Annotated in this window: 16 protein-coding genes; 6 read left to right on the forward strand and 10 right to left on the reverse strand. The window is 57.1% G+C overall.

Going from position 1 to position 16,076, the window contains the following annotated elements; genetic code table 11:
• Positions 1 to 496: 496 nt before the first annotated feature.
• The gene (locus J0X15_RS05760) at positions 497 to 730 is read left to right on the forward strand and encodes a DUF6455 family protein (RefSeq protein ID WP_209015106.1); all 234 of its coding nucleotides are present in this window, start codon (positions 497 to 499) and stop codon (positions 728 to 730) included.
• Between the two features lie 11 nt (positions 731 to 741).
• On the opposite strand, the gene J0X15_RS05765 is transcribed toward J0X15_RS05760, so the two are convergent.
• Complete coding sequence (locus J0X15_RS05765) at positions 742 to 1,041, reverse strand: phosphatidylglycerophosphatase (RefSeq protein WP_206938860.1); 300 nt, start codon at positions 1,039 to 1,041, stop codon at positions 742 to 744.
• Between the two features lie 215 nt (positions 1,042 to 1,256).
• Here J0X15_RS05765 and J0X15_RS05770 point away from each other — a divergent pair, with 215 nt between their 5' ends.
• A complete protein-coding gene (locus J0X15_RS05770) occupies positions 1,257 to 1,478 on the forward strand; it encodes a hypothetical protein (RefSeq protein WP_206938861.1) in 222 nt (73 codons plus the stop codon).
• Positions 1,479 to 1,558: 80 nt separating this feature from the next.
• On the opposite strand, the gene mdoH is transcribed toward J0X15_RS05770, so the two are convergent.
• The 5 genes from mdoH to gatC all read right to left on the reverse strand — a co-directional run bounded on the left by mdoH (position 1,559) and on the right by gatC (position 8,820).
• Positions 1,559 to 3,415 (reverse strand): glucans biosynthesis glucosyltransferase MdoH, encoded by a 1,857-nt coding sequence (mdoH, locus tag J0X15_RS05775; protein WP_206938862.1) that lies wholly within the window; start codon positions 3,413 to 3,415, stop codon positions 1,559 to 1,561.
• Between the two features lie 232 nt (positions 3,416 to 3,647).
• Entirely contained in the window at positions 3,648 to 5,255 is a 1,608-nt protein-coding gene (locus tag J0X15_RS05780; protein ID WP_206938863.1) for a glucan biosynthesis protein, read from the reverse strand.
• Between the two features lie 442 nt (positions 5,256 to 5,697).
• Positions 5,698 to 6,804, reverse strand: a complete 1,107-nt coding sequence (locus J0X15_RS05785) for an NAD(P)/FAD-dependent oxidoreductase (protein WP_206938864.1) — start codon at positions 6,802 to 6,804, stop codon at positions 5,698 to 5,700.
• Positions 6,805 to 6,961: 157 nt separating this feature from the next.
• Complete coding sequence (gatA, locus tag J0X15_RS05790) at positions 6,962 to 8,446, reverse strand: Asp-tRNA(Asn)/Glu-tRNA(Gln) amidotransferase subunit GatA (RefSeq protein ID WP_206938865.1); 1,485 nt, start codon at positions 8,444 to 8,446, stop codon at positions 6,962 to 6,964.
• An 86-nt stretch (positions 8,447 to 8,532) separates the two neighbouring features.
• Positions 8,533 to 8,820, reverse strand: a complete 288-nt coding sequence (gatC, locus tag J0X15_RS05795; RefSeq protein ID WP_206938866.1) for an Asp-tRNA(Asn)/Glu-tRNA(Gln) amidotransferase subunit GatC — start codon at positions 8,818 to 8,820, stop codon at positions 8,533 to 8,535.
• A gap of 244 nt (positions 8,821 to 9,064) precedes the next feature.
• Here gatC and J0X15_RS05800 point away from each other — a divergent pair, with 244 nt between their 5' ends.
• Positions 9,065 to 9,619, forward strand: coding sequence for a TetR/AcrR family transcriptional regulator (locus J0X15_RS05800; protein ID WP_206938868.1), 555 nt, complete (start codon positions 9,065 to 9,067; stop codon positions 9,617 to 9,619).
• Positions 9,620 to 9,725: 106 nt separating this feature from the next.
• Complete coding sequence (locus tag J0X15_RS05805; RefSeq protein ID WP_206938870.1) at positions 9,726 to 10,229, forward strand: YHS domain-containing (seleno)protein; 504 nt, start codon at positions 9,726 to 9,728, stop codon at positions 10,227 to 10,229.
• Positions 10,230 to 10,469: 240 nt separating this feature from the next.
• On the opposite strand, the gene J0X15_RS05810 is transcribed toward J0X15_RS05805, so the two are convergent.
• Positions 10,470 to 11,174, reverse strand: a complete 705-nt coding sequence (locus tag J0X15_RS05810) for a metal-dependent hydrolase (RefSeq protein WP_206938872.1) — start codon at positions 11,172 to 11,174, stop codon at positions 10,470 to 10,472.
• Positions 11,175 to 11,320: 146 nt separating this feature from the next.
• On the opposite strand from J0X15_RS05810, the gene J0X15_RS05815 reads away from it, so the two are divergent.
• Entirely contained in the window at positions 11,321 to 12,109 is a 789-nt protein-coding gene (locus J0X15_RS05815; RefSeq protein ID WP_231710300.1) for a GntR family transcriptional regulator, read from the forward strand.
• Between the two features lie 103 nt (positions 12,110 to 12,212).
• On the opposite strand, the gene J0X15_RS05820 is transcribed toward J0X15_RS05815, so the two are convergent.
• The 3 genes from J0X15_RS05820 to J0X15_RS05830 are packed head-to-tail and all read right to left on the reverse strand — an operon-like array spanning position 12,213 to position 15,168.
• Positions 12,213 to 13,538, reverse strand: a complete 1,326-nt coding sequence (locus J0X15_RS05820; protein WP_206938874.1) for a TRAP transporter large permease — start codon at positions 13,536 to 13,538, stop codon at positions 12,213 to 12,215.
• Positions 13,539 to 13,550: 12 nt separating this feature from the next.
• Positions 13,551 to 14,078: a TRAP transporter small permease subunit gene (locus J0X15_RS05825; protein WP_206938876.1), complete on the reverse strand. Its 528-nt coding sequence runs from the start codon at positions 14,076 to 14,078 to the stop codon at positions 13,551 to 13,553.
• A 7-nt stretch (positions 14,079 to 14,085) separates the two neighbouring features.
• Entirely contained in the window at positions 14,086 to 15,168 is a 1,083-nt protein-coding gene (locus tag J0X15_RS05830; protein WP_206938877.1) for a TRAP transporter substrate-binding protein, read from the reverse strand.
• A 324-nt stretch (positions 15,169 to 15,492) separates the two neighbouring features.
• Between J0X15_RS05830 and ruvX the strand changes: the two genes are divergently transcribed.
• The gene (ruvX, locus tag J0X15_RS05835; protein WP_206938878.1) at positions 15,493 to 16,005 is read left to right on the forward strand and encodes a Holliday junction resolvase RuvX; all 513 of its coding nucleotides are present in this window, start codon (positions 15,493 to 15,495) and stop codon (positions 16,003 to 16,005) included.
• Positions 16,006 to 16,076 lie beyond the last annotated feature (71 nt).

Here is a 16,076-nt window from a genome sequence, read left to right on the forward strand (position 1 = left end):
AGAGCTGAATTTGCGGCGCGGCATTCCGCGCTCCATTGCCGGACGCTCCTTCAGAAACCTTGATCGTCACTTCGGTCCCCACGGGGAGCGGTGTCGAGGAGCGCACATCCAGAGTCTGTTTCCCGGCCGTCAACGTCAAAACGTTATTGGGGCGCACAGCGGTAACCTTCGCCGCCACATCCGTGCCCGGCGTCAACTTCATCTGTGTATCCGGGCTGCCGCTCGCCTGTGAGGCTGCGACCGCAACAACAGGTCCGACCAACTTCAACTCCCGGGAAATCCGTAACGTCTCCCACAGTCTAGCAAAGATTCGCGTCGAGAAGTGAGAACTGCTTTCCGAGGTCGTTAAGGCAAATCAAATCAGCCGCAAAACGCAACGCTTTTGACCTCCCTCAACGCACACACAGCCCGTTTCGAGCAGTGTGCTTGGCGGAGGGCTCAGATTGGATCAAACCGAACTGCAGCGGAGTACATCTTTATGGGATGGATCGACAGGATGAATGAACGTGCCGCCCTCATGGGCCGCATGTTGGAAACCATCGACGCCATGGACCCGGAACAACAGGGGCACAGTCTTGCAAGGGGCCTGAGAACAGCATCGGGCAACTGCATGAACTGCAAGAACGCCGAAGCCTGTGCCAGGTGGCTGGACGAGCACCCGGAGGGAACCGGAATGGCGCCGGAAATATGTCTCAACCGAACGCTGTTTGCGTCCTGGAAAAAGAACTAGCTGCGGTGGCCTCAGGCCCGTTTGGCAGCGGCAATCCTGTAGGCGATCAACGCGACGATCACCGCTCCGATGAACCGGAACGGGAACATGGCAAGGGCACCCGCATCATGCGGTATAATTGTCGGAAGACCGATCAGGCCCCAGGCAGTTTCCACCAACAAGGACAGCGTCGCTCCGGCAAAGCCGGCCAGAGCAATCTTGGCCGGCTGATCGGCGTGCCAGCCCATATATGCTCCCGCCAATAGCGAAAGCGGGTTGAGCAGCCCTGCCAGGGTGAAAAGGTCGATCCAAGTGTCTGATAGCATCATCATGCGACCTCTTTAACCGGGCTCAAAACCAAAGGCGAGCCACTTTCCGACATTTGACCTGGATTTTTCAACGAAGTAAGTATTTACTTTGGAAGGCTGAAATATAGGCTGGAAATATAGAGACATACGAATACCCGAAAGGCCTACAAAACTGTGATTTCAAGAATATATTTCTCTAAAACCACGCATACTACAGTGTATTTCTCATGAAATCAGACTTGAATATCAAAACCCTTCTGGCCGAAGAAAAGCGCCTGGGACTGAACTGCAATTACTGCGGCAGGTTTCGATATCTCAACCATGGCCGCTTTGCGCCTTCTACCCCTGTTGAAGCCATCGCGAAAACCCTGACCTGCGCACGCTGCGGTTCGGAAGATGTCGAAACATTCGCCGTCACCCGCACGAGTGAAAAGGGCTATTGGCCTGCCGAGCGCAGCTGATCAGAAAGACAAAGGCCGCCCGTACCCAAAAAGAGCAAGAGCGGCTTTATTCATATTCTGCCAGGTCAACCGATGCGGTTTCAGGCAAGAGCCGGATTTAACGGGGAAGGCTCAGCGGCTGCTGTCGTTCCCTCACCGGTCCAGACCTCGCCGGAAAGGCGCCGATACAGCTGCACCGCAGGGTCTCCGTCGACTTCGATTGGAGTGAGAAACACTCCGGCCTGCGTCATCTTCTGCCCAATGAACAGCGAACCGCTCATCCATACCAGCAGTGGCGCCACTGCGAGGGGAATTGCCACCGGCATCAGCCAAGGCAGCAAGTCCGGCGAGGCTTCATAACAATATGCAAGAGCCGCAATCCCACCGAAAGCCATCCACCAGCTTGCCTTGAAGCTGGCAAGGAAGCTCAGCCCGCCATCTTCTCGCGCGCTCGCCGGCCAGCCGCCGTCGGCGCCCATCATGACCTGCAAAACAGATCGCGTCTGAAACATCATATGCACAGGTGCGAAAAGCGACGTCAGAAACAACTCTATAATCGCACTCAACGTTACCCGCAGGATCGAGCCGAATCGCTTCGCCTGACCCTGCAGGATCACCCTCACAAGCAAGCTTGCTTTCGGCACAATCAACAAGACGACAACCCCGAAGAGCAGCGCCAGAGCCTTGGACGTCTCCGGATGTGGAAAGATTGGAAAAGGCACCCGCTCGTCAAAGTAGACTGGAGCCATGGCGAAGAGCGGGGCCGCCAGCGTGGACAGCAAAAACAGCAACCACACCGGAGATCCAAGATAAGAAAAGATCCCCTGCACGATCATCGCCCGGCTCCACAGCTTCAGCCGAGGCGCTGTCAGAACGCGTGCGTGTTGCAGGTTCCCCTGGCACCAGCGTCGGTCACGCTTGGCGTATTCGATCAGATTGGGCGGCGCTTCTTCGTAAGACCCAGTCAGATCCGGATCAAGACGCACCAGCCAACCGTCGCGGGCCAAGAGGGCCGCTTCAACCGTATCGTGACTAAGAACATGACCACCGAACGGTGGACGGCCTTTCAGCGGCTGCATGCCACAAGATCGGGCAAAAGCTTCCACTCGGATCAGCGCATTATGCCCCCAGAAGGGTCCTGCCGTGCCCTGAAGGGCAGCAACGCCGCGCGCAAAGCTTGGACCATAAAGAAACGACGAAAACTGCAGAAGGCGTCCAAACAGCGTTTTCATGCCGATCGTCTGCGGTAGGCTCTGCAGCAAGCCCATCTGCGGTTCGGCCGCCATCCGGCGTACCATCTCGATGATCGTTTCGCCACGCATCAGACTGTCGGCATCCAGAACCAGCATGAAATCATAGCCGCCGCCAGACCGACGAACGAAATCGGCGATATTACCCGCCTTGCGACCACTGTTCTTCTCACGATGACGATAGTAGAGCGGCAGCAGATCTCCGACGCGTTGCTGCAACCGGGCAAAGGCCGCCTGCTCCGCGACCACGGCTTCAGGCCGAGTGGAATCAGACAACAGGAAAACCTCAAATCCGCTCGCGGAGTCACTGTCTGTGAGCTGGCGGATCATGGTTTCCAGCCGCGCCATCACCGGCTCGGCACTTTCATTATAGACCGGCATCAGGATCGCGGTGCGGCAGGCGGAAATATCCTCAGTCCGACGTCTGGGGTCTGGATCAAACAGGACGCCGAGCACAGCTGTGCAGGTGCCCCATGCCAGCCAGAACCCGGCGATTGCGATCAGGGCAACGCGCGGAACATCCAGCCAGTCATAACCGTCAGATTGAACGATCGATCCGAACATGACCACCGCCGCAACAGTCAGCGTGGCGGTCAGAAGCAAAGCCCCCGCCCGACGGAAATGAACCCGGTAAGGTCCTTCCTTGCCCGCCTCAGGCACTGCCTGCGTTCGCTCGTTGCGTTCGAATGATCGAAACCGAAATCTCATGAAGCTGCCTGACCTCAGTGCTCAAGCGATGCCGAGCCCTGCTCGACCCTGACGGGTAAAACATGGGACGGCGCACCGAACACGCCGCTCAGCGCCTGACGGAACCAGGAAACAGAAACCGTCTTATGCAAGGGTATCGCTGCCAGGTCATGATCCGGCATAGTAAGTGGAAAATTGGGAAGTCCCGGGAGACCCTCGGAATGAGCCGGGGTCACGAGTGGGGCGATATCGCTCAAGTGTTCGCGGTCCATTGATACATCCATCTTTCAGTGAGAATTTTATCGTTCAGCTTCAAGACCAGGTGCATTTCAACAGGCTGATCAGCGTTGTTTCGTTGCACGTCAAATACATAACGCCATCCCCCCCCTTCGAGTTTCTGGAGGTGGTCAGTTTTTTGTTCGCCGTTCTGAATCGAAAGTATCGCACTCAGGGGTTCCTCGGCGCCGATCTTCGCCAGCTGCTCACCGGCAAACTCGACCACGAACTTGCGAACGGTCGCCTTTGTCTCAGCCAGTCCAGAAGCGCCACCATGGCCGGTGCGGGTAGCCACCACTTGCGCCTTTTCCGTTCCCGGCTCCGGCTCAGCGCCCCAGGTCATGCGGTAGGCAAAGCGGAATGAAGACCCGGCTTCGGCCTTCGCCTCCGGCACCCAGAAGGCAACGATATTATCGTGAACTTCCAGCTGCGACGGGATTTCGGCCAGCATCACGCTGCCCTGCCCCCAATCACCCATCGGTTCGATCCACAGCGAGGGCCGCTTGTGGTAAAGCGCCTCAGTATCCTGATAGTCATCAAACTTGCGGTCCCGCTGCAGAAGGCCAAACCCTTGTGGGTTGCTTTCGCCAAGGAACGACAGACCGAGATTGGACGGATTGCGCAGCGGACGCCAAAGGCGCTCGCCGTCCTCCCGCAGGATCAGCAATCCATCGCTATCGTGAACTTCTGGCCGATAATCATCAAAGCCAGTCCGGTCGTTTTCGCCGAACAGATACATGGATGTCAGCGGAGCAATGCCCAGACGCTCAATATCATTCCGCACGAAAAGCCGTGCATCGACTTCTACCTGCGTATTGATATCGGGCAGGATTCGGAACTGGAATGCGCCCGTCACGCTCGGACTATCGAGCTCTGCCCACAGCAGCATCTCCTGCTGGCCTTCTTCAGGGCGCCGCAGATAGAACCGGCTGAAGCGTGGAAATTCCTCGGCTCCGCCAGCTGCTGTGTTCACTGCCAACCCACGTGCAGACAGACCATATGTGTTGCCCTTGCCCAGCGCGCGGAAATAACTTGCGCCGAGAAAGACAATCAGCTCGTCCAGATTATCTGGCGTGTTGAGCGGATAAAGCAGACGAATGCCGGCTGCACCCGGCAGCTCCATCTTTTCCAGTCCCTTGTCAGACAAAGCACCAAGGTACTCAAAATCTGCTCCGGAGAACGTCACTGGCTTGGCATGGCCGTCGATGATCTCGAACACCTCCACCGGCTCCTTGAAGAGCCAGCCCGGATGGAACGCCTGAAGCTGATAGTCCGCAGCGGTGTTGCTCCAGAGCGAGCGGTCACGGCGGAATTTGATCAGGCGATGATGATCATAGTCGAGGTTTGCAAGCGCTTCCGGCAGAGGCTTGTCATAGGGTGCGTAGGGTTCGCCTGCCCGTGCCTGCATCGTCTCCACCAAAGCCTCGAAGGTGAACGACGGAAGTTCGGTTGCAACTGCCCCGGCAGCATCAGAGGCATCAGTTTCCGAAGCCGCATGAGCAGCCAGGGGATGAAACGCACCATTCGGGAGCAGGCTCCAGAAACCGGCAGCTGTCGAAGCAAGGAATAAACGGCGACTGATCACGTGCGAAATCTTCTTTCAAATCTGGCTTGGTAGCCGAAGGGGACGGACACGATTTGCAATCTCTGCAGCATCGAAAATGGCGTGACGAGGGTCAAAACACGATCGCTGGCACACAGAACACAAATCGGTCATCGTGCCGACAAACCTCCCAACGCGGGAGATTTGCATGAGTTCCCTGCGAGTTACCGTCTTGCAGCAATTTTGATCGGAGATCCGTGGCTTTCCTCGGACCGAACCGTGGCAAAAGATAGAAATATTTTTCTGATGGTTAATACATCAGATCGACTTCTCAATAAAATTACGCAATTGTGCCAGTGACATAAGCTGCAAAGCATTCCGAAATCCGCTCAAACGTATCTCCAGTCATCCAGAGAAAAACGGTGACCTGACCAGGTTAGCCGGATTTCATGAGTTTGCGATGCGGAATATTTTGGCGAGCAGCCTATAGCTGCCCTACCACCAAATCGGCCAATGCGAGCGAGCCGGTCAGTCCGGGGGACTCGATGCCATACAAGGCAACCAATCCCTCACGACCATGCGAACGCGGTCCGTCTATCCGGAAATCCGCAGCTGCCTCGCCAGGTCCGGAGATCTTGGGACGCACACCGGAATAGTCATCGGTCAATGCGCCATCTACCAGATCAGGCCAATAACGTCGGATCGCGGCATAAAACGCACCGCCCCGCGCCGGATCGACCCGGTAGTCAAGCGCGCCATATTCGGCACTCTCAAGCCATTCCACATCCGGGCCAAACCGCGCCTGATGCTGCAGGTCGAGGGTCAGATGTACGCCCAGCCCACCGGGCTCGGGCACTGGATAGATCAGCCGAGAAAACGGCGCCTTGCCCGACAACTTGAAATAGCTGCCTTTGGCAAAATAGCCATGCGGTGGGACGATGTCCGGCAGACAAGCCGCCAGTCCAGGGGCGCCATGACCAGCAGCAATGACGACTTCTTTAGCCGAAATTGCAAAACCCTCATCACCGGCAGTCGTCAGCTGATAGCCCTCGCCCGGCAACGCGGTGATGCTTGCAACCTCCGTATTCAGCACCACCTGCCCACCGTTGGCTTCCAGTTCCCCCTGCAGAGCAAGCATATAGCCATGAGTGTCAATGATGCCGGTCGAGGGTGACAAAAGCGCTGCTTCACAGGAAAGAGCCGGTTCCAGCGCCAATGCTTCTTCGCCAGACAGAAAACGCAGATCATCCACTCCGTTCGCTGCTGCCTTCTGGCGAATGCCTTCCAGTTCGGCGACCTGAGCCTGCGAGCTGGCGACAATCAGCTTGCCTATCCGCTCATGCCCTACGCCGTGGGCCTCGCAGAAATCATAAAGCATCGCCTTGCCGGCGACGCAGGCGCGCGCCTTCAAGCTGTCTTTCGGATAATAGATCCCGGCGTGAATGACTTCCGAATTACGGGCCGACGTTTCCGAGCCGATCAGCTCATGCCGCTCCAGAACCATCACCTCACGGCCAGACAGTGCCAGCGCCCGGGCAATGGCCAGCCCGACGACGCCGGCGCCGATCACAAGGGTTTCGATGTCATGCATGCGAGGCTCTGAGGTTTTAGGTGTGTGCCGATAGTGAAGACATCAATACCGGGGATCCGCCACCCCTGCGCAGGCAGGAATGAGGCAGTTGCTTGCAGGCCGTGTCGATCCCCGGCACATGGCCGAGGATCACAGATAAACCATCAGGCCTTTTGGCTCAGCCCCACCAGGCCGTTGGCTCAAAGGAACCGGCAGCTTCCTCGATGACGGAACCGAGCTGAAACAGCGTGCTTTCGTCGAACGGCTTGCCGATCAACTGCAGCCCAAGCGGCAATCCGTCACTGGACAGCCCCGCAGGCACGGAAATGCCTGGAAGGCCCGCCATGTTGACTGTGACTGTAAAGACGTCCTGCAGGTACATCTTGACCGGATCGGAATGCATTTCCTTGTCGCCGATGGCGAAGGCGGCTGAAGGTGTCGCAGGTGTAAGGATCGCGTCCACACCATTGGCCCAGGCGAGATCGAAATCCCGCTTGATGAGGCTGCGGACTTTCTGAGCCTTCAGATAGTAGGCATCGTAATAGCCGGCAGACAGAACATAGGTTCCGGTCAGAATACGGCGTCTCACCTCTTCGCCGAAGCCTTCAGCGCGGGTGCGTTCATACATATCCGCAATGTCCTTGCCCGGAACCCGCAGACCGTAGCGCACACCATCGTAGCGGGCGAGGTTAGAAGACGCCTCGGCCGGTGCCACGATATAATAGGCTGGCAGAGCATATTTGGTGTGCGGCAGGGTGATATCGACGATCTCGGCACCGGCATCCTTCAGCCACTGGATGCCCTTCTGCCAAAGTGCATCAACCTCTTCGGACATTCCATCGACACGGTATTCCGCCGGAATGCCGATCTTCAGTCCCTTGACCGACTTGCCAATGGCCGCTTCGTAATCCGGCACCTCGATATCGACCGAGGTCGTGTCCTTAGCGTCAACCGAAGCCATCGACTTCAGCAGAATTGCGCTGTCCCGCACGGTCTGTGTAATCGGGCCAGCCTGATCGAGAGACGAGGCGAAGGCAATCGTGCCCCAACGCGAACAGCGGCCATAGGTTGGCTTGATGCCGACAGTCCCTGTCAACGCGGCAGGCTGACGGATGGAGCCGCCGGTGTCGGTTGCCGTCGCGCCCATGCACATGCGCGCTGCCACGGCCGCAGCAGAGCCACCAGAAGACCCCCCTGGAACCAATCCTTCGTTAGAGCCGGACTTGCGCCACGGGTTGATGACGTTGCCATAGTAGGACGTCTCGTTGGAAGAGCCCATCGCGAACTCATCCATGTTGAGCTTGCCCAACATGACTGCGCCATCGGCCCACAGGTTGGCAGTCACAGTGCTCTCGTAGCGCGGCTTGAAACCATCGAGAATATGCGAACAGGCCTGAGTGTGCACGCCTTGGGTGGCGAACAGGTCCTTGATGCCCAGTGGAATGCCTTCCAGCGCGCCGCCTTCTCTCTTGGAAAGCTTCTCGTCAGACGCCTTTGCCATCTCCCGCGCCTTGTCTGCGGTGACCGCGACATAAGCGTTGATCGAGGCATTGGCCGCTTCGATGTTGGAGAGGAAAGCCTCGGTCAGCTCGCTTGAGGTAATGTCCTTGGACTTCAGCTTGTCGCGGGCATCCGCGATGGTCAGATTGGTGAGTTCACTCATGAGATCAGATTCTTTCGATCGGCCGTCGTGGCCCGAATTGAGGTCTCGCCCATCAGTTGAAAGACGGGCAGGGCACAGACAAAGGCTTATTCGACGACCTTCGGCACCATGAAGAAGTTGTCTTCCGACATCGGCGCATTGGCGGTGATATCATCCGCCTTGCCGCCATCCGTCACGCCGTCCGCGCGCTTCTTCATGGTCTGCTCAACCACCGAGGTCAGCGGTTCGACGCCGGAAACATCAACTTCATCGAGCTGCTCGACGAATCCGAGAATGGCATTGAGTTCTCCGGTCATGCGCTCAGCCTGAGCGTCATCGATCTTGATGCGGGCCAGACCGGCCACGCGCTTTACCGTTGCGGTATCGACGGACATGTTTTCTTCCTGTCGTTGAATGCGTCTATCGGGCCGGAGTCGACCCCTAGTTACACCGGTTTTTCACCGAACGGCCTCTCAGACAAGCTCCAAGCTTGTCGAGGAACAACATTTCCGCAATTATCGGTACCACTGATAACCGGATAATATCGCTGTGCCCGTATCTCCTCGTTCCACTCGCCAAGCCGACGCACCGGTCAAAAGTTACGAACCCCAGGAACGTGGCCGCCCGCAAGACCCTGAATTGACACGCAGAATACTTGATTCAACCTTGCAGGAAATCGCCTCAACCTCTTACGAAAAAACGACTATCTCGAACATCTCCCGGCGTTCACAAACCAGCAAGCAGGCCATATACCGACGTTGGAAGGACAAGGCACGTCTGGTCGCGGATGCCTTGAAAGCCGGGCTTGCCGCTTCCCCCCCAGCTCCACCCCAGCGCGGTAGCGTGGCGCAGGACCTGAAAGTCTGTCTCACCCATCTGGTTGAGGCCATGCAGGAAACGCCGCTTGGCGAGGCTCTGCGTTCGGTTATCCCACTCCGCGACGATGCGCATTTGCGAGCCGTTTTGGCAGAGGCAGAAGACGAGCGCCGTCTGCATATGCGGCAGATTCTCATTGCCACGCCGTTCGAAACCGACATGGAAACCCGCATCGACTTGCTGCTGGGGCTTATCTATTTTCGGCTTCTGACGCGCGGCATCCGGATTGAAGCTCGCGATATCGACTCAGCCATCCAGCTGGTCCTCGGCTTGACGCCCCCCAAGGATCCGCCTCGCGCGTCTGTGCCAGAGCCGTGATAAGGCTTGATTGGTATTTTTTGCTAAGTGAAAGCACTATCAAGATCGACCCGCCCGACGTCACGCGGCGGACTTTTGAAATCAAACCACTTGGGAACCTCGAGAGATGAAGAACTTCAAGCTTGGCACACTCGCCCTCGCCCTCGCAGTGTTTGCCACGCCGCTCGCCTTCCCCGGCATGACAGCAGCCCAGGCTGATGAAATCACCACCTTCGTAAAGGACGGCGCAGCCATCGGCGGCACCGATCCGGTTGCCTATTTCACCGAAGGCAAGCCGGTTGCAGGCTCCACCGACTTCACGGCTGAGTATGATGGCGTGACCTGGAAGTTTGCATCCGCTGAAAATCGCGACACCTTCAAGGCCAACCCCGCCAAATACGCTCCTCAATACGGCGGCTATTGCGCCTTCGGTGCGTCCATGGGCTTCAAGATCCCTGTCATTCCGGATGCATGGAAGATCGTAAACGGCAAGCTCTACCTCAACAATTCCCGCCCTGTTCAGAAGCGCTTCGAGGCCAATACCAGCGAGCTGATCAGCAACGCAGACCTCAACTGGGAAATCATCAAGGGCGAAAAGCCGGAAGACCTGAAAGAGCCAATCATTCGGTAACAAGATTGCGCCGGGCGCCCAGCCCGAACCTGCCAAACAAGAGGGCTGGGAAATAGGTCGCAAGCGTCATCCTCGGCCATGTGCCGAGGATCCAGTCTTCCCCAACTCAAGAAAGCCTGGATGCTTGGGACCCGCCCGAGCATGACGGCAGTAACACCGCGCCTTGAGATTGCCGCTCCCGCTTCCAATTAAAAAGCCCGCCACATGGCGAGCTTTTTGCGTTCTGCAGATGAACCCACGTCAGGCTTCGAATGTCACACCCGGAACAGGCACATTCACCCGGTTCCCTTGATCTCCCAACTCGGCAATGAAGAGATCTGCGGTCTGGTCGACAATTGGAAACGATCCGAAGTGGCAAGGTAGGATCGTCTCAAACTCAAAGAACCGTCGGCAGGCGAGTGCCGCAATCTTTCCGCCCATGGTGAACCGATCGCCGATGGGGACAACACCGATTTTAGGCGCATAGATCTCATTGATCAGCCCCATGTCGGAGAAGATATCCGTGTCGCCCATATGGTAGAAAGTCTTTTCCCCCGGCGCATCAATGATGATCCCGTGGGGATTTCCCAGATAGGTGATGCCGCCATCAGAGCTGGTGGACGACGAATGATGCGCCACCGTCAGCGCAACCTTGAACGCGCCAAGGTCGACAAACCCGCCCGAGTTCATCGGATTGAGGTTTTCCACGCCCTTGGACGACGCCCAGCCACAGATTTCCGCATTCGCCGTCAGAAGCGCTCCGGTCTTCTTCAGAATATCGATACTGTCGCCAATGTGGTCGTCGTGGCCGTGGGTCAGGATCACATGGGTGACACCCTCGGTCACCATGTCAACGCTGAGGTCGCCCGGAAAACTTGGGTTTCCGGTCAGAAACGGATCGATCAGGATTGAAGCGTCCTTCAGTTCGATCTTGTAGGCAGCGTGGCCGTACCAGGTAATTTTCATGAAGAAGTCTCCTGTAATTTTATGAGCTGAGATGTACGACCCGCACAGTGGAGCAGGCCACCTCCAGCTTTCCCTGCCTTACATAAGCGCCTCTGATGCGGATCAAAGGCCTGAGACGGAAAAACCAGCTCGGAACTGTTTAGACCTTGCGGAGGCCGGACGAACTTGATGAAATTGAACCAATCGACTTCCCCAAACACGTGGAAGCACGCAGCCGTAAAACCCGCAAGCCTTCCTTCAAGTTCGCAAAGACCATCGCACCCATCATGCCCGCATCCGAAAACGCCGCCACCTGCCCGCCAAAACGTCTTCAATCGGCTGTCATCGCCGATACGCTTGAAGCAGAAATCATTGCAGGAACATTGGCTTCCGGATCGAAGCTTGACGAACAGGCACTGGCCGACAGGTTCGGCGCCTCGCGCACGCCGGTCCGCGAAGCGCTACAGTTGCTTGCCAGCCGATCGCTGGCCGAGCGGGTTCCATTTCGCGGCGTGATCGTCACGCAGATCACGCGGGAGCGAATCGACATGCTGTTTGAGACAATGGGAGAGATCGAAGCCACCTGCGGACGCTTTGCCGCCGAACGGATGACCATGAGCGAACGCGCCGCGCTGGAAGAACTGCATCAGTCGATGGGGGACATGGCCAACCTGGGCTCCCAGGAAGACTATGAAACCGCCAACACCATTTTCCACACCCGGATTTTTGAAGGCGCTCACAATGCGGAACTTCTGGAGGTGGCCAACGGCCTTCGCTTGAAACTCGCCCCCTTCCGCAAATCCCAGCTTAAGGCCGCCGAGCGCATGAAGCGTTCCAACGAAGAGCATGAGGCCATCGTTGGGGCAATTCTAGAGCGCAATCCCCGTGCCACGGAAAAGGCGCTCCGCCGCCACCTGCTCAGCGCGGCCAAGGCGGTTCTCAACAGCATGAAATAAAGAGCGGCTTGTCTCGAGCCCGCCTTGTCTCCCTAGAAAACGGAAAACCGCCCTCACAAGTGAGAGCGGCTTCCCTTCCATTGAGCGATGAGCGTGGGCTGCTTTACCACCCAATGGCATTCGGCAGCCAGGTCGCCAGTGCCGGGAAACAGAACACCAGTGCCAGACCAATGAGCTGCAGACCGATAAAGGGAATGACCCCCTTGTAAATATCACTGGTCTTCAGCTCAGGCGGCGCCACCCCCTTCAGGAAGAACAGTGCCCAGCCGAACGGCGGCGTCAGGAACGACGTCTGCAGATTGACCGCAACCAGGATCGCCACCCAGGCCATGTCCACGCCAGCCGATTGGAAAATCGGTATGAACAATGGCAGGGCGATATAGGAAATCTCGATCCATTCCAGGAAGAAACCCAGCACGAACAAGATCAGCATCAGAAACAGAAGTTGGCCATTCAGCCCGCCCGGCACCATCGCAAAGGCATCCTGAACAAGCCGTTCTCCACCCAGTCCCCGGAACGCCAGACCGAATGGCTGTGACATTACCAGAATGAAGAACACCATGGCCGAAGTGACGAAGGCAGATTTGACCGCATCTTTCAAAACCGAGAGGTTCAAGCGACCATAGAGGGCGGCCAGAACCAGAGATCCGAAAGCGCCCATGGAAGCAGCTTCGGTTGGAGCAGCAATCCCGCCAATAATCGATCCGAGAACCAGGAAGATCAGCGACAGAGGTGGCACCACCACCTTCAACAGCTTCAGGGCAATGTCACCGCCGCTATAAAGTGCCCGCTCTTCCGGCGGGAACGCTGGAACCATCTTTGGGGCAAACACGCCAAGTCCGAGGATGAACAAAACGAACAGTCCCGACAGAATCAAGCCCGGAATCAGGGCTGCGGCAAACAGCGTGCCGACGCTCTCGCCCATGATATCAGCGAGCAGGATCAGCACCAGGCTGGGGGGAATGATCTGCCCTAGCGTGCCGGAAGCGCAGATCACACCACTGGCAATCGCCTTGTTGTAACCCCGGTTGAGAAACGGACCCAGCGCGATGAGACCCATGGTGACGACGGTGGCACCGACAACGCCCGAGGCCGCCCCCATCAGCACGCCGACGAGCACAATTGCCAGCGCCATGCCACCGCGCAAGCCGCCCATCGCCAGACCGATGACGTCCAGAAGGTCCTCGGCGATCTTCGATTTCTCCAACATGATGCCCATGAAGATGAAAAGCGGAAGCGCCAGAAGCGTGTAGTTGGTTACCACCCCGAACATGCGCGCGGGGATAAGATTGAAGAGCACCGGCCCGAAGCCGATGTAGCCAAACACGAAGCCCGTTACAGCAAGGCAGATTGCCACGGGGACCCCGCCGAGCAACAGCAGGAAGAATGCGCCGATCATCATCAGCGGTAGAATTTCAGCAAAAGGCATAGTCTGTTGTCTTTAGTGTTGGCCAGCTTCATCAGGTGAGCCGACAATCAGGCGCAGTGCGCCAAGCGTCATGGCCAATGCCTGGAGGGCGAGCAGAGTGAAGGCTGCCGGAATGGCGGCTTTCAGGATGTAGCGCAGGGGCAACCCACCCGGATCGGGAGAGCCTTCCATGATGGCATAGCTGCTCTGGACGTATTTGACTGAGAGGTAGACCACATAGATGGCAACCAGCGTCAAAGCCGCATTTGAGAAGAAATCGACAACCGCCTTGGTCTTACCTGAAAAGCGCGCATAGAAAATGTCGACACGAACCTCACCACCCTGATTGAGGCCGTAGGACATGCCAAACAGAGCTGCCACGGCCATCAGGTGCCATTCCAGCTCCTGCAATGCCACGCTGGAAAACGAAAACAGGTAACGCGCCAGCACGTTGAAGGCGACAAGAAGCACAAGCGCCAGCCCGGACCAGGCTGCCACATTGCCAACGATGCGGACGACGCAAGATGCGCCGCCCTCCATCTGTTTGAGAAAGCTCATCATCTACAGATCAGCCGAGCAGGTTGTGGTACGGCTTCTCGGAAATGGAAGCCCACAGGTCATGCTCTTTCTTGAAGGCGAAGAAGGCATCATGCACCTTCTTTGTGGCCGGGTCGGCAGCCGCGCCATCGGCGAGAACCTGGTCCGTGACTTCCTTCAACTTGGCAACAACTTCCTTCGGCAGAACGTCGGCCTTGACGTCGAAGTTCTCAACCAGATCCACCATAGCGGCCGCATTGTTGGCTTCACACCAGGTGTGACTTTCCAGATTGCAGGCCATTGCAGCAGAAGACACGATTGCCTGGAGGTCAGCCGGCAGGGTGTCCCAAGCAGCCTTGTTGATCAGCAGCTCGGTCGCATTGGACGGCTCATGCCAGCCGGTGGTGTAATAGTACTTGGCAGCGTTCTGAAGTCCGAGACGACGGTCCTGATAAGGTCCGACGAATTCCGCAGCATCGATCACGCCGCGTTCCAGTGCCGGGAAGATTTCCCCGCCCGGAAGCAGCTTCACATCGACACCAAGTTCGGAATAGACCTTCCCGGCAAGACCAGGAATACGCATCTTCAGATTGTTGAAATCATCGACCGACCTGATCGGATTACGGAACCAGCCGGTCATCTGCACGCCGGTGTTGCCCATGGGAAGGGCCTTCATGCCAAGCGGCGCATAAAGCTCGTCCCACAGGGCCTGTCCGCCACCATGATAGAGCCATGCGTTCATGCCCTGGAAGTTCAAGCCAAATGGAACCGTGGTGAAATACTGAGCGGCCGGGATCTTGCCCGCCCAGAAATATGCATTGGCAGCATTCATCTCGACCGTACCGGAACGAACGGCATCAAAGCCTTCCATCGCAGGGATCAATTCGCCTGCCGCAAAGTGTTGGATCTTCAGGCGACCACCGGACATGGCCTCGACCTTTTTGCAAAAGTCGGTCGGGCTGCCTGGACCTTCAACGTAGAAGGGAGAACCCGGACCATAGGCGTTGGTCATCTTCCAGGAGAAGGTGTCAGCGGCACGGGCGATGGAGGGAGCTGCGAGGGGAGCAACAGCAGCGGCAACGAGACCGCCTTTCAGAAACTTGCGACGTTCCATGGAACCTAATCCTTCATGTTCGGGGGTCGCCTGGGAGGAAGCGACCAAACTGGCGCTAGGCGCGCTCGACCCTATAGATACAAGAAGGATGCCAGTTTTTAAGTTTTAATCTTTTCAAATACTTAAATGTTTCAACCTTGCATTTTTGTATACAATAACTAAATTTTTTTCATTATTGCATACCTATTTTGCACTGCAACCATAAGCACTGCACAGGTTGTAGGCAGATACACCTTCCTTGCCGGACCTACCGGCATTAAATGCTTTTGCACCTAACGCCCGCAGCTGCTGGCTTTTGACGAAAACTCCTGCTAAAGCGCGAATATGGCCATAGATCCGACGCTTTCCATTGATGAATTCCTGATTGCTGCAAAGGCAGGCACCCGACTGATCGGGCTCGACCTGGGCACCAAGACCATCGGGCTGGCTCTCTCAGATCTAGGCCGTGGCATTGCCTCGCCGATGGAAACCATCTGGCGCAAGAAATTTACCCTTGATGCGGAATTGCTACTGAAAATCTGTCGGGAGCAGGAAGTCGGCGGCATGGTTCTTGGACTGCCCCTCAACATGAACGGCACCGAAGGCCCGCGCGTTCAGGCCACCCGAGCCTTTGTCCGCAATCTCGCCCCCAAGACCGATCTGCCAATCACATTATGGGATGAACGTCTTTCGACTGCAGCCGTCACGCGCACATTGATCGAAGCCGATTCAAGCCGCGCCCGCCGTGCAGAGGTCGTCGATAAAATGGCCGCCGCCTTCATCCTGCAAGGGTTTCTCGACCGTCTGAGCAACATGCAGGGCCCCAGAGGAAGTGGCCGGGTCTTCTTCGGCGACTGACGCCCCCCGCCTTCAAGCCTTTCCACGTAACCTGAATTTGATCATCGCGCTCGTTGCACCAGCAGGAGAAA

This window comes from Roseibium limicola (assembly GCF_017313085.1).
GTDB classification, from domain to species: Bacteria; Pseudomonadota; Alphaproteobacteria; order Rhizobiales; family Stappiaceae; genus Roseibium; species Roseibium limicola.

What these genes read in the sequence shown, in the direction of transcription:
- J0X15_RS05760 (WP_209015106.1), top strand. Translation starts at nt 497, where the DNA reads ATGAATGAACGTGCCGCCCTCATGGGCCGCATGTTGGAAACCATCGAC.
- J0X15_RS05765 (WP_206938860.1), bottom strand. Translation starts at nt 1,041, where the DNA reads ATGATGATGCTATCAGACACTTGGATCGACCTTTTCACCCTGGCAGGG.
- mdoH (WP_206938862.1), bottom strand. Translation starts at nt 3,415, where the DNA reads ATGAGATTTCGGTTTCGATCATTCGAACGCAACGAGCGAACGCAGGCA.
- J0X15_RS05785 (WP_206938864.1), bottom strand. Translation starts at nt 6,804, where the DNA reads ATGCATGACATCGAAACCCTTGTGATCGGCGCCGGCGTCGTCGGGCTG.
- gatA (WP_206938865.1), bottom strand. Translation starts at nt 8,446, where the DNA reads ATGAGTGAACTCACCAATCTGACCATCGCGGATGCCCGCGACAAGCTG.
- gatC (WP_206938866.1), bottom strand. Translation starts at nt 8,820, where the DNA reads ATGTCCGTCGATACCGCAACGGTAAAGCGCGTGGCCGGTCTGGCCCGC.
- J0X15_RS05805 (WP_206938870.1), top strand. Translation starts at nt 9,726, where the DNA reads ATGAAGAACTTCAAGCTTGGCACACTCGCCCTCGCCCTCGCAGTGTTT.
- J0X15_RS05810 (WP_206938872.1), bottom strand. Translation starts at nt 11,174, where the DNA reads ATGAAAATTACCTGGTACGGCCACGCTGCCTACAAGATCGAACTGAAG.
- J0X15_RS05820 (WP_206938874.1), bottom strand. Translation starts at nt 13,538, where the DNA reads ATGCCTTTTGCTGAAATTCTACCGCTGATGATGATCGGCGCATTCTTC.
- J0X15_RS05825 (WP_206938876.1), bottom strand. Translation starts at nt 14,078, where the DNA reads ATGATGAGCTTTCTCAAACAGATGGAGGGCGGCGCATCTTGCGTCGTC.
- J0X15_RS05830 (WP_206938877.1), bottom strand. Translation starts at nt 15,168, where the DNA reads ATGGAACGTCGCAAGTTTCTGAAAGGCGGTCTCGTTGCCGCTGCTGTT.
- ruvX (WP_206938878.1), top strand. Translation starts at nt 15,493, where the DNA reads ATGGCCATAGATCCGACGCTTTCCATTGATGAATTCCTGATTGCTGCA.